The organism is Nitrospirota bacterium (assembly GCA_015233895.1).
Lineage (GTDB): Bacteria > Nitrospirota > Thermodesulfovibrionia > Thermodesulfovibrionales > Magnetobacteriaceae > Magnetomonas.
This window is the reverse complement of sequence record JADFXG010000024.1, coordinates 1-13,403: the sequence shown is the minus strand read 5'-3', so window position 1 is coordinate 13,403 and position 13,403 is coordinate 1. Positions and strand designations below refer to the sequence as shown.

The 13,403-nt window shown below is 43.0% G+C and carries 15 protein-coding genes; 6 read left to right on the top strand and 9 right to left on the bottom strand.

Going from position 1 to position 13,403, the window contains the following annotated elements:
* Positions 1 to 41 precede the first annotated feature (41 nt).
* On the top strand, positions 42 to 1,754 hold the full coding sequence (locus tag HQK88_13140) for a DUF262 domain-containing protein (GenBank protein MBF0617747.1): 1,713 nt from the start codon (positions 42 to 44) through the stop codon (positions 1,752 to 1,754).
* A 58-nt stretch (positions 1,755 to 1,812) separates the two neighbouring features.
* Here the strand turns inward: HQK88_13140 and HQK88_13135 are convergent, their stop codons facing one another.
* The 9 genes from HQK88_13135 to HQK88_13095 form a co-directional block, all read right to left on the bottom strand.
* A complete protein-coding gene (locus tag HQK88_13135; GenBank protein MBF0617746.1) occupies positions 1,813 to 2,583 on the bottom strand; it encodes a hypothetical protein in 771 nt (256 codons plus the stop codon).
* A 99-nt stretch (positions 2,584 to 2,682) separates the two neighbouring features.
* Positions 2,683 to 3,615 carry a hypothetical protein gene (locus HQK88_13130; GenBank protein ID MBF0617745.1) on the bottom strand — a complete coding sequence of 311 codons (933 nt, stop codon included), beginning with the start codon at positions 3,613 to 3,615 and terminating at the stop codon, positions 2,683 to 2,685.
* A 9-nt stretch (positions 3,616 to 3,624) separates the two neighbouring features.
* Complete coding sequence (locus tag HQK88_13125; protein ID MBF0617744.1) at positions 3,625 to 3,891, bottom strand: hypothetical protein; 267 nt, start codon at positions 3,889 to 3,891, stop codon at positions 3,625 to 3,627.
* 131 nt (positions 3,892 to 4,022) lie between these two features.
* A complete protein-coding gene (locus HQK88_13120; protein ID MBF0617743.1) occupies positions 4,023 to 4,250 on the bottom strand; it encodes a sulfurtransferase TusA family protein in 228 nt (75 codons plus the stop codon).
* Positions 4,251 to 4,253: 3 nt separating this feature from the next.
* The gene (locus HQK88_13115; protein MBF0617742.1) at positions 4,254 to 4,730 is read right to left on the bottom strand and encodes a hydrogenase iron-sulfur subunit; all 477 of its coding nucleotides are present in this window, start codon (positions 4,728 to 4,730) and stop codon (positions 4,254 to 4,256) included.
* The gene (locus HQK88_13110) at positions 4,727 to 6,697 is read right to left on the bottom strand and encodes a CoB--CoM heterodisulfide reductase iron-sulfur subunit A family protein (protein MBF0617741.1); all 1,971 of its coding nucleotides are present in this window, start codon (positions 6,695 to 6,697) and stop codon (positions 4,727 to 4,729) included. The genes HQK88_13115 and HQK88_13110 overlap by 4 nt, the downstream gene beginning before the upstream one ends.
* On the bottom strand, positions 6,694 to 7,185 hold the full coding sequence (locus HQK88_13105) for a hydrogenase maturation protease (protein ID MBF0617740.1): 492 nt from the start codon (positions 7,183 to 7,185) through the stop codon (positions 6,694 to 6,696). Before HQK88_13105 ends, HQK88_13110 begins: the two co-directional genes overlap by 4 nt.
* A 5-nt stretch (positions 7,186 to 7,190) precedes the next feature.
* A complete protein-coding gene (locus HQK88_13100) occupies positions 7,191 to 8,672 on the bottom strand; it encodes a Ni/Fe hydrogenase subunit alpha (protein MBF0617739.1) in 1,482 nt (493 codons plus the stop codon).
* The gene (locus HQK88_13095; GenBank protein MBF0617738.1) at positions 8,669 to 9,658 is read right to left on the bottom strand and encodes an NADH:ubiquinone oxidoreductase; all 990 of its coding nucleotides are present in this window, start codon (positions 9,656 to 9,658) and stop codon (positions 8,669 to 8,671) included. The genes HQK88_13100 and HQK88_13095 overlap by 4 nt, the downstream gene beginning before the upstream one ends.
* Positions 9,659 to 10,060: 402 nt before the next feature.
* Here HQK88_13095 and HQK88_13090 point away from each other — a divergent pair, with 402 nt between their 5' ends.
* The 5 genes from HQK88_13090 to HQK88_13070 all read left to right on the top strand — a co-directional run bounded on the left by HQK88_13090 (position 10,061) and on the right by HQK88_13070 (position 13,181).
* A complete protein-coding gene (locus tag HQK88_13090; protein ID MBF0617737.1) occupies positions 10,061 to 10,291 on the top strand; it encodes a hypothetical protein in 231 nt (76 codons plus the stop codon).
* 113 nt (positions 10,292 to 10,404) lie between these two features.
* Positions 10,405 to 10,656, top strand: coding sequence for an antitoxin family protein (locus HQK88_13085; GenBank protein MBF0617736.1), 252 nt, complete (start codon positions 10,405 to 10,407; stop codon positions 10,654 to 10,656).
* 6 nt (positions 10,657 to 10,662) lie between these two features.
* The gene (locus tag HQK88_13080) at positions 10,663 to 11,079 is read left to right on the top strand and encodes a PIN domain-containing protein (protein MBF0617735.1); all 417 of its coding nucleotides are present in this window, start codon (positions 10,663 to 10,665) and stop codon (positions 11,077 to 11,079) included.
* Positions 11,080 to 11,584: 505 nt separating this feature from the next.
* Positions 11,585 to 12,502 carry a tail fiber domain-containing protein gene (locus tag HQK88_13075; protein MBF0617734.1) on the top strand — a complete coding sequence of 306 codons (918 nt, stop codon included), beginning with the start codon at positions 11,585 to 11,587 and terminating at the stop codon, positions 12,500 to 12,502.
* Between the two features lie 28 nt (positions 12,503 to 12,530).
* A complete protein-coding gene (locus HQK88_13070; protein ID MBF0617733.1) occupies positions 12,531 to 13,181 on the top strand; it encodes a hypothetical protein in 651 nt (216 codons plus the stop codon).
* Positions 13,182 to 13,403: the final 222 nt, after the last annotated feature.

Genomic DNA, 13,403 nt, shown 5'->3' with positions numbered 1-13,403 from the left:
TAATATAAAGTATCACAAGTGTTATTAGGTAGGAGGCCGAGATGGCAGTAACTAATTTCAATACATCAACCAAAACGTTTAGAGAACTAATGGGAAACGGTCTGGTATATACTGTTCCAAGGTTTCAGAGAGATTACTCGTGGACAGAAGTGGAATGGGATGAGTTATGGCAGGATATTTTACTAACGGTAGTGCCAGATGGAGAGCAGAACCATTACATGGGTTATCTGGTGTTACAGTCTAATGACGATAAAAACTACAATATAATAGCCGGTCAGCAGCGGATTACTACCTTGAGCCTAATTGTGTTAGCCGTACTAAATAATCTTCAGAACCTTATTAAGAAAAATATTGATGAAGACAACAATAACCTCAGAGCTAATGCGTTAAGAGGTACCTACATTGGATACCTTGACCCAGTAACACTGGTTTCAAAATCAAAATTAAAGCTTAATCGCCACAATGACACATTTTATAAAACCTACATTGTGCCTCTTGTTAAACTGCCCCATCGGAAACTTAAGACTTCGGAACAATTACTTCGTAAAGCTTTTGAGTGGTTTGACAAAAAGATTGATAAGCGATTCGAAAAAAATCCCGACGGAGCTGAATTAGCTCGTTTTCTTGATATATTAGCGGACTGTCTTTTTTTCACACTCATCTATGTAAAAGATGAACTAAATGCCTTTACGGTGTTTGAGACGCTAAATGCACGGGGTGTGCGGTTATCAGCTACTGATTTGTTAAAAAACTACCTATTTTCAGTGGTTGACAGCTCAGGCAGCCATGAAAATGAAATCAGCTCGCTGGAGGATCTCTGGGAGATAATAGTTGATAAGCTTGGCAGCGAAAGCGTCCCCGATTTTCTTCGGGTTTTTTGGAATAGCTATAACCCCTTAACACGACACTCGGAGCTTTTTAAAACTATCAGAAAAAACATTAAAGACAAAGCGGACGTTTTTACATTAATACGAAGAATGGATAATAAATCAGATATCTATATAGCCTTAAGCGATGCCAACAACTCCTTGTGGACAAAAGAGCAGAGCAAGTACATAAGCCAACTAAAAATGTTCAATGTGAAACAACCATACTCCATGTTGTTAGCTGCCCTTGAGGCTTTAAACGAGGACGATTTTACAAGGATTCTCAGAGCGTGTACTATTGCCTCGTTTCGTTACAATGTAATAGGCACTCTTTCTCCAAACGAACAGGAACGAGTATATAACGCTATAGCAGAAAAAATTTCAAAAGGGCAATTGATTAATGCTAAAGACATAATCCATTCTTTACGCTCTATTTACCCATCAGACGAGCAATTCCTCACTGCTTTTACTGAAAAAGAATTCCGCATTACGCGAAACTTAAAAGTTGTTCGCTATATTCTGTTTGAAATCGAAAAACACGTTTCGGGTAAAGATTACGATCAAAACAGTGATAAGTACAATGTCGAGCATATTCTCCCAAAAAATCCTGAAGATAACTGGCAGGAGTTTACGGATGAACAAGTGGAGAATTATCTCTATAGGATTGGGAATATGACTCTTTGGACAATAGGTTCAAATCGTGACATCGGCAATAAGTCATATCAGCAAAAGAGAACATTTTATGAACAAAGCGAATTTGAAATTACAAAAGGGATTGCCTTAGATAATAAGGAGTGGACACCTGATCGGATTGTTTCAAGGCAAAAGCGGCTTGCACAGCAGGCTACGGCAGTTTGGCGGATTTCTGAGTTATCAAAAGAAAAGTAATAAACCACAGATAAACGCAATGTCTATCTGTGGTCAAAAACTATGTTACTAACAATAATTATGTTGCAGTGTTAACTATGTTGCCTACAGAACCTATGGGAGCTGAGGAGCCCTGCTGGCCCGTCAGATTCTGAATCAATGTCTGCAAAAACGTCTGAAGTGTTGGTTGACTGCCTGATGTAGTGTCTGTTGTTCCTGAGCCGTTACCATTAAAAGTCTTTATCAGATTCTGGAAAGCGCTATTTAAATCAGACGTGGCACTGTTTGTTCCAGTAGAGTTAGATGTAAGGCTCTGCAAAAGACTCTGGAGTTTTGTTGTAAGGTCACTGTAGTTACTTAATGGGCTTGCAGTTGTGCTGGTGTTACTATTAGCTGTAGTTGACGATTGAGAGCCTATTGAGCCTTGTTTAATGGCTTGAAAAAGGCTGTGCATGAAAGCATGGACAGCTTGCTTACCACTGCTTGGGCCGGATTTGCTGCCATCGTGGTCGCCGTCTGTATCGGCTACCGGAGTACCTGTCGTCGTACTGGCCGGTGGAGCGTTCGGTGTAGCAGTTGGAGTACCGGTTGGTGCACCTGCCGGTGCGCCTGTGCCCTGCCCGCCAGGAGGAGGTACGATTCCAAGCTGTTGCAAAGTCTGCATGATACTCTGCATAAAGGCATGAATTTGGCTGCCACCACCCTGACTTGCGCCCACTGCTGTACTACCGTTATTACTGCTATTATTTTGAGCAACACCAGAACTTTGGGAACTTTGGGAATTCTGCTCTGATATAGATATCTGGATACTTGTGTACGATATGCTACCGCTAATGCTGTCAACTGACATATTTACCTCCTAATTAAATGTCGCTTTAAGGAATTTTAATATATTTTCACTCACCCGCTTCGTTGTTATCTCTATTTATCGGCAAATTTTAATAAAACTTTAGTCTTTTTTAAAATTAGAGTTATGGTCTTTTAAAAATTTAAGATATTTACTTAAATCATTGCCCTTTAAGAGGTGCTCTTGTAAAAAGTATTCACCGATAGGTTTTTGGCTTTTTTGCTGCTGCCAAAGAAGCATATTACATTGAAACGGGGTTATTATTTTAAGACGAACTAAGACCTCTCCGATTTTTTCACCTTTGTTTCTGGCCCTTACTAATTCTGAAATCTTATCCTCACTAAGCCAACCCCACCGCGAGGCAATTTCACCAACCTTGTGCCGCTGCTTTGTCTGCCACACGATGGCTGCAATCAGGTCTTTCCATGATACCAGTCCTGAGTAGTATAAGTATTCACCTATTCGTAGCACTCTTCGTGGGAGGGTGCTTTGGTTTTGTGACTGATTCGAAAAGTGTGCAGAATTTTTTGAGCCCAAAGTGAAACGATCCCCTGTTGACTTAGCATTCCACGAATACTTTTCGCTGGATGCTGAGGATGTTGCAGAACCGCCATGAGTATCGAATTGACTGCTTTTGTTTTGCCATGTGTTGCCGTATCGGCTACCGCTGCCTGCTGATGATGATGTGGTGGTGCTTGCACGCTCCCTTGACTGCCATGAATTGCTATTGTAGTTAGCTGCTGTTGAGGCATAAATACCCCTTAACTGGTAGCCATTTTCTCTTAATTTTAAATACTTGCTGAGTTTTTCATAAGCCTCGGCAACACTCCGAAAATCCACATTGAGATTTCTCAGGTAATCACTGCCCAGTGCGGCCACTCTGTCGGGGTGAGTGAGAAGTGCCATTTTTCTGTATGCGCTCTTTACCCCGGATGGTTGGATGTACTCCAGGAAATTCCTGTCAACCTTTATTTCAGTGCCAAACAGTACCCTGCACGCATCATAGAGTTCTGCCTCATTAGCTACGTCAGCCATGGAATTATTCTAATTATAACTCTTTCGTTTAGTCAAGTGTTGCATCATGTAATGATGCTTAAATAATGTAAAATATTTGAAATTCAGCTGCTGATTTTGCTCTTCCTTTAAGCTGTTACTTTTCCAACCTATGACAATATTGTTTTTTAAAACCGGCAGCACATTTTCAACAACCCTCAGGAATATCTCAACAAATATCAGAGCAAAAAATAACGAAAATACTACTAATAACGTGCTTATTAAAAAACTCTTGCCTGGCCTCTTTGCTTTTTCCATGCTACAGCACTTTTAAAAAACGCAAACCCAAAACTGCCTGGGGTCGCTGACCCCAAAACCTCCGGGGAGTTGCAACCTCTTAACTGCCTGGGGTTGCTGACCCTAAAACCGCCGGGGGTCGCTGACCCCCCCTAAATCTTTACCTGACAACGTTTAGCACCGCCGCCTTCATCTTTAACCCAAAGGACGGTCTTTTTCATCCTCTCGCCCCATCCTTTTAAATCATTTGCAAAGGTTGGGCAGTCGGCAACTACCTCTAAAACATCACCGGCTTTCAACTCCGTACGCACCTTAACCGTCATTTGAAGTGTGGGCTGGGGGCACTTCATACCCTTAAGGTCTAACACAACCGTAGCCATATTTTAACTCCTTTTTTCGATTATATTACTACTGATGTTGTCTGAAATAATCGCTTTGCTTAGTGGACCAAGCGCTCTTACCGTTTCAACCATTTCAGTCAGGACGCTAATAAACCTGTCTCCCTCACCGGCTGAAACATAATCAAACCTGCACCGTTCACTCTCTATACCATGCTGATTGAGTACCCGTAATAACATTCGGTGCCGCTGCATAGCCCTGTAATTGCCCTCCTTGTAGTGGCAATCTCCGGGGTGGCAGGCCAGTATCAATACGCCGTCCGCTCCAGAGCTGTACGCCTTAAGTACAAACTGCGGGTCAACTCGTCCGCTGCACATTACCTTTACTACGTTTACATTGGGCGGATAGCTCTTTTGCGAACCTCCAGCTTTATCTGCTCCCGCATAAGAACACCAGTTACACAGAAAACCGACTATCTTTGGTTCAAAGCCCCCGCCTGCTCCGTTATTATTGTCGCTCATGCCAACACCCCTTCTATCTCAGCAAATATCGCCTCATTTGTAAAATGGTTACTGTTCATAGCACCGGCTGGGCAGGCGGCAACACAGGTTCCACAGCCCTGACAGAGCACCTCATTAACCATAGACTTCTTTTTTCCCGCATCAAATGATATTGCACGGTATGGACACAAAAGCATACAGATTCTACAGCCTGAGCAACGCTCCTCATCCACAGAGGCAGTTATCGGTTCTATCTCAAGCTGCTTTCCCTGTACAAGTCCGTTAAGCACATATCCGGCTGCGGCCATTCCCTGAGTCATCGCCTGAGCAATATTCATAGGTGACTGGCAAGCCCCTGCTATGTATATCCCTCGCACCTTACTCCTGACCGAGTCGAGCCGTCCATGAAGCTCTTCAAAAAACCCATACACATCTGACGTCGTACCCAGTACCTCATTTAGCTTACCGGTGTCTTTAGCCGGCACCATAGCCGGACACAGCACTACCATGTCCGCTTTAATTGCTGCCTTTTCATACAAAGTATTCTTTATTATGATGCTACCACCTTCTTTGTCCTCTGCAGCGGTTATTTCAAGTGAGGCGATGTTCCGGTAACGAGTAAATACCGCATTGGGGTTTTCCTTAGCGCGTTTATAAAGGAAAAATTCCTCTTTTCCGGGATACACAAGTTCCTTGTAAAGGTGGTGGATGTGCGTATCATGCAGCTTGTGCTCTACCATAAGATTAAACTTAAATGCGCTTTGGCAGCACACACCTGAGCAGTACTCTTTGTGATTACTGTCAAGGCTGCCAACACAGTGTATCAACGCTATGGACTCTGGTACCTTACCAGAGCTAGTTACAAGCTGTCCGCCTGTGGGGCCGGTTGAGGACAGCAGGCGTTCAAATTCAAAGGATGTGTAAACATCCGGCACCGTGCCAATCCCAAGTTTAGGGATTAATCCGGCATCATAAAGCGATGCCCCAACTGCCACTATAACCGCTCCCATACGTCTTTCTACAATTTCCTCCGCATCGTCATACAGTATTATCCCCTCACCCAGAGGGCATGACTGCTCACAAAGCCTGCAGTCCTCACCCTTTGCCCTCAAACACGCCGTCATGTCTATGAAGGGGACATTGGGGAGCGCTCCTGCAAAAGACAATGATATCGCCTTTCTGTCGTCAAGTCCGTTATTGAATTCGTTTTTAACATCAACCGGACACACACTGACGCACTCGCCACACCCGATACACTGGTGCAGGTCGGCATAACGCGGAGTCTTTTTTATCTGAGCAATGAAATTACCGTAAAAACCGGTTAATTCCACAACCTCTGACATCGTAAGGATTTCTATATTTTCAGCGTGTTCGCCGTGCAAGATTTCATTAAGAATAGGTTCAAGCATACACGGAGCGCACTCAAGGTTAGGGAATACCTCCTCGTAGAGAACTGGCTGTCCGCCTACTGCCGGGCTTTTTTCAACGAGTGTCACCTTTCTGCCGGTTTCAGCTATGGTGAGAGCCGCCTTTAAGCCAGCCGGCCCGGCCCCTATTATTAAAACATCCGGAGACATATCTATGGATTTTTTCTCAAGCGGTTTATGAAACCCTACCCTCTTTACCGCCCCCTTTATAAAGTGCGCGGCCTTTGCAGAAGCTTTATCTACGTCGTCCGTTACCCATGCCACCTGTTCCCTTATGTTGACCATCTGCATTAGGTAAGGGTTCATTCCGGCGCCAGTAAGCACCCGCATAAACGTGTTTTCATGTTCACGCGGTGAGCACGCTGCAATGACAATCCTGTCCGGTTTCTCTACAGCCAAATCATCGCTTAGAAACTGTTTCCCGTCATCTGAGCACATGAGATCATTAGTCTTAAAGTAAGCCACATCGCCATGTCCCTCGATTACCTGCCGTACCTGCTGAGAGTCCACTTTGTCGGATATGTTTGAGCCGCAGTTACAGAAATAAACTCCTATTTTCATACGCTTAGCCTCTTAATTGTAGTCAAAACATCATTAATAACATTGGGCAGAGCCCCTTCCACTTCACCGGATAGCTCCTCACCAAAGGAGTTGACATCTTTTGCCTCAATTGCCCATATCTGTATGTCTGAGGGCAGAGACATGCCAAGCATTTTTCCCATACTAAGTGCCATGGGAAATGTCATATCGTGGCTTGAGCCGCAATTTCTGGTCTGAGGCAAACTCTCCGGCGTTAATCTGTAAACAGTACCCGGAGCCTCTCCGGTTACAATGGAATCTATGATAATAGCCCTGTCATAACCGCTTATTTTATCCAGCAGGCGAATACCTCCGGCATAGACCTCAGACACTGAAACACAACCTCGCTCAGGTGAGACATCGTTATTAAGCCGCTCCCTGATTAACCTTGCCGCTTTTGGGCCCACACTGTCGTCACACAAAATGGGATTTCCAAGCCCTATTATTATGGTTTTTAAGTTCTCCGCCATTTTTTTTATCGTGTAAAACTACGGACTACTTCACCGTCATTGTTTCTTATGTTGACAATGAGAGGCATCTGCCCGGGCAGTGAGTGAGTGGCACAGGAAAGACACGGATCATATAGCCTGAAGGCCATCTCTATTTTATTTAAAAGTCCCTGTTCTACGATTTTTCCTTTAGTTATCAGTTTCTCTGCCGCTCGTTTTATGGACAATGTCATCGGGGCATAGTTATTGGTTGTACCCACAATCATGTTGACCATAGTAAGTACCCCTTTATCGTCACTTTCGTAGTGGTGGGTTAGTGTGCCTCTGGGGGCCTCAACACAACCAACGCCCTTGCCAACAATCCGCTCAGGAATCACTCGTACTTTGGGGGATGTAATTTCAGGGTCAGTTGCAAGCTCAAGCATATGCTCGGCGGCGTAGAGAAGCTCTATGAGCCTTGCCCAGTGCGTGACAAGCCTGTGATGAATCGGCTGATACCTGCCGTTTATCTTTTTAGAACCCAGAGTTTCATACATTCTTTCGTAGTGCTCCTGGGCTTTTGGAGTAGGCATGGAGTCTGACACATTTAGTCTGGATAGCGGAGAGGCAGCATATATGCCGCTGTCCATCCCATCAACAAAACCTTTCCAGCCGACACTCTTAATGTATGGGTATTTTAAGTATGACCACTCCTCGACATGCTCCGCTATCACGCTTGTATAGTCACGCGGGTGATACTTTATAAGCTCTTTCCCTTCAGGGTCAACAATTCTTACCATTCCGTCATAAAAGTTTACCCTGTTTTGGCTGTCCACCAATCCCATATAATATGTGTTATGCACGTAGATATCCGATGTAATAAGGTCAAGGTATGCTGAGTTTTTAAGCACTATATCGTCAAAGGCTTTAAGGCTAAAGAGTGCAAAGTCAATGTTTTCCTTTGCTATCCCCTCTATCTCCGCTCTCTCCTGTTCACTTATGGATTTGCTCCAACCACCAGGGACTCCGGCAGGCAGATGTATCCCCCGCCCTCCAATCATCTCAAGCACATGATGGTTCCGTGCCCGGCAACCGATTACCTGTTTGGCTATATCAAGGCCAACCTTATTGACTACGCCAAGGATATTTCTTTCAGCAGGGGGGGCATCCGGGCCAACGATAAAGTCCGGGCCTCCGAGAGCGTAAAAGTGAGTAGTATGGTCGGTAACATAAAATGCCATATAAAGCAGCTCTCTGATTTTTTTAGCAGCATCGGGAGGAGTTACGCCAAACAGTTCATCAAGCGCCTTAACCGAGGCCAGATGATGTGCCTCCGGACACACACCGCATATACGGTTTGTTATGACAGGCATCTCCTCAGCAAGCCTCCCTACACAAAACTGCTCAAATCCTCTTAGCTCCGGCACCTGAAAGTATGTATTTACGACATCTCCGTCGTCGTTAAGAAATATCTCAATTTTTCCGTGCCCTTCAAGCCTGGTTATAGGGTCTATTGAAATCCGCTTCATGCCTTTCTACCTCCCAAAATGGAGCCTGCCAGGCTGTATTTATAAAAGGTGCCTGAGTAATCCGGCATTGAATCTATAATAAGGTCGGCACGCCTTGCCAGCTCATCCTCACTGAGTCCCTTCTTTTCTCCAATGTCTATGATGGAACCCAAAGCTGCGACCATCTTTGCTCCCTGATCAAGCGTTCCCACTGGGGGCCCATAGCAGCCCGTGCAGGGCATATTAACCTTTGGGCACAGTGCGCCACAGCCGTCACTTGTCGCTATTCCCATACACAGGAGCCCCTGCTCAAGCAAACACGTCTCCACATCCGGGATTATCTCGTAAGTGCGGTAAATTCTCGTTATCTTCTTGTCTTCTTTCTTTCTCTCACACTCCTGACACACCGTGGAGTTACCGGCGCCCAGAAGGCTTCCCTTAGGCGGCAGCGTCTTACCCTGAATCACAGCCTCAATAACATTCCAAACCTGTTTTGGCTCTGGCGGGCAGCCAGGAATTGAATAGTCAACATCTACTACCTGCGAAAGAGTTTTCACCTTTTCGTAAAACGCAGGGATTGTCAGTTTACCTTCAGGCACTGTGGTCTCAGGCTTAGGGACAATACCAAGCGGATTATCTACAGTTGGATTGTTCAGATATATGGAATCAAAATGAGCGGCCTTTGTGTGCAAGTTGCTCAGGCCTGGAATACAGCCCTCGTAAGAGCATGAGCCAAAGGCTATGAGCACAGCGGATTTTTTCCTCATAAGGTGTGCCATTTCCTCGTTCTCTTCGGTGCGGATGGCTCCGTTAAAAAAAGTTATAGCAATTTCACCGTCTTTAAGTGCTTCAATATCTTTCTTTTTAGTATCGAGAAGACATGGGCAGAAATAAAAATCGAAATTTGCAGCCACATCAAGGATTTTTTCGTTAATATTTACTAAAGAAACTTCACATCCTCCACATGAGGAAGCCCAGTACATACTCAACTTTGGTTTTGCCGCCATATGTCCTCCTGTCATTAAAATACCTGACAACTTATAAAACAACTATGCAAAATTCTATGACAACTTTTGTATGAATGTCAAGGAAAAGTTTTGTATAATACGGTAAAGTAATTTTAACAGCAGATCAGGAAACCACCAGTCCAAAACGGAATCTGCTTAGGATATGTCTGTGAAGATGACAGCACAGCAGGCCCTGGCAGCAATAGAATTATGCTTGGTTTTTAGAGTGAGTAACCTTCAGTTAGCTCCAGGGGAAAATGCCGCGAACCCGCAGATTTGAATTATGAGTAGTGTCGAAAATGGCTAATTTTGATATAATTAAATGGGTAACAGATTCCAACCGTAAAAATGTTTGTATGGCTGTTACCAGCAAGTAAAATACGTTAGAAAGGAGTTTAAGCTATGGCTGTAACTATAAAGAGATTTATCAGTAAGGTTTTACCTGATGGGCATCTGTCACCTCCTGCTGATACTGCATGGGAGGTGGGCAATGTTTTTGAGGTAATACTGATTCCAGTTGAGGAAAAAGAAATATATGCTTATGCAGAAGGGCTTACTCAAGAGAAGGGTTTTAACAGCCTAACCGAATCCGATATTGAAAATATAATACATGAGTCAAGAGGTATTTACTGAAGAGGATAGTTCTTGATACATTTTACCTTCTGGAAAGCGTGCGCATGCGAAAATTATTTCACTGAAAAGGTGTGGTATTATAAACAATCAAGCATGAAAGGGAGGTTATCGATATGACCACAACAATTAAAGCCCGCATATCACACGGAGTAATAGAGCCTCTGGAGGAAATAGATTTTCCGGAAGGGAAAGAAGTGTTTATTACCATTACTGAAATTCCCGCCAGTAATGAAGTTGTTGATTTAAACAAAGCTGACATTTGGGAAAATGACCCTTTATTCACACTGGGTGGAATAATCAATAGTGGATTAGGAGATCTGGCAGAAGAACATGATAAGTATCTCTACTGTCAAAAAGATAAGTAACGGGATATGCGTATCGTTTTTGTTGATACTAGTGCGTTAGTGGCATTTTTTGATAAGGCTGACCAGTATCATGCAGCAGCCTTAGAGAAAATGGAAATTATTAAGAGAACGCAATTAACGCTTCTGCTGACTGATTTTGTCTTTGACGAGACGATTACTGCTATTGCCAATAAAACTAATCACAAAACAGCCGTTAGAATGGGAGAGTTTCTTTTAAGCAGTAATATCGTAGAGTTTGTCTGGCTTACAGAAGCGCTCAAAAAAAGATCGTGGGAGTACTTCAAAAAATATACAGATAAGATTTATTCTTTTACAGATTGTACGAGTTTTGTACTGATGGAAGCCAGAGAATTGCAGTATTATTTTTCTTTTGATGAAGATTTTAAAAGAGCTGGATTTATTGAGTTTACTTGCTCGATTTGATAAATAAAACAGAAAATTTATTATACCAAAATAATTTTTTTCTTGACTTATTTTTTTACATATGCTAAAGTCATTTCCATCACGGGCAGGGAGAGGGGGCAGTAAGCGTTTATGTTTTATAGTTCTCTGAAAAAGAATCAATTAAGCAGTACATCTATCTATCTATCTATCTATCTATCTATCTATCTATCTATCTATCGGCTGCGAAAATCTGTCTAAGTAAAACACTCCGTAACAACCATTCTGTAAAAAACCACACTGTAAAAAAAGAAAAACCAGTTCCGCACAAAGCCCTGCTATTTTTGGCTCCCTGCAACCTCATACAGAGCGTGAATCCAGTCATGTTTGTTGTAGGGGCAGGCCCCTGTGCCTGCCCAATTATTATAACAGCCATCAGGGCAGCCACGGGGGGCTGCCCCTACTATGACAATTTTCGTATTGGCATATTATCCACAAAGGCATTTTCATTAATTCAAATACAAAAACAAAATAAGGGAGGCATGTCATGAAAAGTTTTATTGGGAAAAAGTCGTTTAAGTATGGTGCATTAGTGGTTTTATTGGTTTTAGTTCTGGCGGTAGTTGCATACGCTGCTACGGTTCCTTACACCTTTACCTCAGGGACAACGGCTAAATCCAGTGAGGTAAACAGCAATTTTACTTACCTTGCTAACAGAAGTTGGGAACTGAGTAGTAGCAATTTGTATTATGACAATGGTAATGTTGGGATTGGAACTTCAGGTAGTGCTGGTTTCGATGGCAGTGCTCATTTGGAGATAAAAAAAGCACATCCTAAAATTGCCTTAAACAGTACAGACACAAGTAATTACGGTATAATCCTTTTTGCAGAAAATGGTGTTGATGGTGGCGGTCTTACAAGAGAGAATACTGGTATGAGTGATGCAGCCGGTATGATGGTTCTCTATTCTGATGGAAGAAATATTGATAACAATAAGATGGGGATACGTTTTGATATAGCAAGAAGTGGATTAGGTTGTACTAGTGATTGGTGCAATGCAATGATTATTAATAAAGATCTACATGTTGGCATAGGCACAACATCCCCAACCTACCCACTTCACATGGGCTCAGGCGCCTACGTAACAACCGGTGGTGTTTGGACAAATGCCTCAAGCAGAGCATATAAGGAGCACATTAAAGAGTTATCTTCTGAAAAAGCACTTGAGGCGTTTGAGCAGCTTAAACCGGTTACATTTAATTATAAAACCGATAAGTCTGATAAACATATTGGTTTTATAGCGGAAGATGTACCTGAGATTGTTGCAACCAAGGACAGAAAGGGCTTAAGCTCAATGGATGTCGTTGCTCTGCTTACAAAGGTTGTACAGGAACAGCAAAAGACAATAGCGTCATTATCAAAAGAGGTCAAAGAGCTGAAAGATAAAGTAGAAGCTGAACAATAGCTGTTAACCATAAATCAGGAGAAATCTTATGAAAAAAAATATAATACTACAGTTGTTGTTTTTGATTTTACTGCCCTCAATTGTAGTTGCAGCCAGTAGTTTATGGGACAGCTTAGTGTGGGACACAGATTCATGGGATACGTCCGATAACTCAACAGCAACTACGACCACTACATCAAGAGTCTCAACAACGACAACAACGGTAAATGTTGACAACATAACGTCATCTGCTCATTCAAGAGTCATTTACTCGTTACCATATTTCCATACCGATTCAAGCGCCGTCACTTATTGCATGTTATCTAATGAGTCATCGGATAACACAAGTGCGGTGACTTTTGCTGTGAAAGCCAATTCCTCCGGTACCCCTGCGGGTACGGTAAATACTTTTCCGTCAACACCGCTTTACTCAAAAATGACAAAAATGATTACGTTTAGCGATTATTCGGTGATGTTTGGAAACAGTACGCTTGATTTAACATCGGAACTGAGCAGTAGCGCTTATTCTTATGGCGGCGTGTTGTCAATTTATTCAACCGGAACTGCACTAAACTGTACTAATGTAACGTTAAGCTGCTTTCAGGGAACTACTAACCCAAAAAGGAACTTAGCCGGTTATGTTTGTCAGGATAACAGTACGGCGGGCTCCGGCGGAAAGAGTATTGTAGTCGGTTATTAATACCAGGTAGCCTTCAATCGCCTAACTTTGTTGGCATTGTCGCAAGCTCCTCAACGTACTAAAAGTACGCCTACGTCGCTTGCTCCTCGCCGCCTCGTTATGCTTCTGAATGCAACCCGGTATATATAATTAAAATATAAATATAAAAATGGAGGAAAATAAAATGAAAAAACTTACAGCGATATTGTTAACAATTATTTTGGCATTAGCGGTAACGGTAGT

Excerpts from the sequence above, each read along its gene's own strand:
- HQK88_13140 (MBF0617747.1), top strand. The coding sequence starts at position 42 with ATGGCAGTAACTAATTTCAATACATCAACCAAAACGTTTAGAGAACTA.
- HQK88_13135 (MBF0617746.1), bottom strand. The coding sequence starts at position 2,583 with ATGTCAGTTGACAGCATTAGCGGTAGCATATCGTACACAAGTATCCAG.
- HQK88_13130 (MBF0617745.1), bottom strand. The coding sequence starts at position 3,615 with ATGGCTGACGTAGCTAATGAGGCAGAACTCTATGATGCGTGCAGGGTA.
- HQK88_13125 (MBF0617744.1), bottom strand. The coding sequence starts at position 3,891 with ATGGAAAAAGCAAAGAGGCCAGGCAAGAGTTTTTTAATAAGCACGTTA.
- HQK88_13120 (MBF0617743.1), bottom strand. The coding sequence starts at position 4,250 with ATGGCTACGGTTGTGTTAGACCTTAAGGGTATGAAGTGCCCCCAGCCC.
- HQK88_13115 (MBF0617742.1), bottom strand. The coding sequence starts at position 4,730 with ATGAGCGACAATAATAACGGAGCAGGCGGGGGCTTTGAACCAAAGATA.
- HQK88_13110 (MBF0617741.1), bottom strand. The coding sequence starts at position 6,697 with ATGAAAATAGGAGTTTATTTCTGTAACTGCGGCTCAAACATATCCGAC.
- HQK88_13105 (MBF0617740.1), bottom strand. The coding sequence starts at position 7,185 with ATGGCGGAGAACTTAAAAACCATAATAATAGGGCTTGGAAATCCCATT.
- HQK88_13100 (MBF0617739.1), bottom strand. The coding sequence starts at position 8,672 with ATGAAGCGGATTTCAATAGACCCTATAACCAGGCTTGAAGGGCACGGA.
- HQK88_13095 (MBF0617738.1), bottom strand. The coding sequence starts at position 9,658 with ATGGCGGCAAAACCAAAGTTGAGTATGTACTGGGCTTCCTCATGTGGA.
- HQK88_13090 (MBF0617737.1), top strand. The coding sequence starts at position 10,061 with ATGGCTGTAACTATAAAGAGATTTATCAGTAAGGTTTTACCTGATGGG.
- HQK88_13085 (MBF0617736.1), top strand. The coding sequence starts at position 10,405 with ATGACCACAACAATTAAAGCCCGCATATCACACGGAGTAATAGAGCCT.
- HQK88_13080 (MBF0617735.1), top strand. The coding sequence starts at position 10,663 with ATGCGTATCGTTTTTGTTGATACTAGTGCGTTAGTGGCATTTTTTGAT.
- HQK88_13075 (MBF0617734.1), top strand. The coding sequence starts at position 11,585 with ATGAAAAGTTTTATTGGGAAAAAGTCGTTTAAGTATGGTGCATTAGTG.
- HQK88_13070 (MBF0617733.1), top strand. The coding sequence starts at position 12,531 with ATGAAAAAAAATATAATACTACAGTTGTTGTTTTTGATTTTACTGCCC.